The sequence below is a fragment of the Pseudomonas sp. SDO524_S393 genome (assembly GCF_054071875.1).
In genome coordinates this window covers 1-651 of record NZ_JBSVVZ010000159.1, presented here as the reverse complement: position 1 = coordinate 651, position 651 = coordinate 1, and the positions used below count along the sequence as shown (strand labels likewise).

Here is a 651-nt window from a genome sequence, read left to right as displayed (position 1 = left end):
CGGTATGGGCCGATATTCTCGGTGCCGGGCGGGTAGGGCTGACCGATCACTTCTTTGAAATGGGCGGCCATTCGCTGCTGGCGATGCGGGTGGTGTCGCGCTTGCGGCAGGTGCTTGAGCGTGAAGTGCCGTTGAAACTGGTGTTCGAACAACCGCGCCTGCAAGGTTTTGTTGCCGCCTTGGCGAGCGACAGCGGCGCACCTCTGGCTCCGCCGTTGCTGGCAGTCGAGCGCGATCAACCGCTGCCGTTGTCCTATGCCCAGGAACGCCAGTGGTTCCTCTGGCAGTTGGATCCGCACAGCGCTGCTTACCATATCCCCAGCGCCTTGCGCCTCAAGGGCGCGCTCGACAGTGCGGCGCTGCAACGCAGTTTCGACGCACTGGTGGCGCGCCATGAAAGCTTGCGCACCTGCGTGCAGGTGCACGCGGACGGTGCGCGGCAAGTGATTCATTCGCACCTCGCTGTGCCGATTCGGCTGGACGAGGTCAGCGAGGCGGGCTTGCAAGCCCGGGTCGAGGCCGAAATCGCTCGCCCGTTCGATTTGCAGGAAGGGCCGTTGCTGCGCGTGAGCCTGTTGCGCCTGGCCGAAGACGAGCATGTGTTGGTGCTGGTGCAGCACCATATCGTCTCCGATGGCTGGTCGATGCAGG

The 651-nt window shown here is 64.2% G+C and carries 1 protein-coding gene; it reads left to right on the top strand.

What is annotated here, in order from left to right:
• Nucleotides 1-651, top strand: a 651-nt coding sequence (locus tag ACW9IB_RS29470) for a condensation domain-containing protein (RefSeq protein ID WP_457416842.1), incomplete at both ends; no start/stop codon positions are given.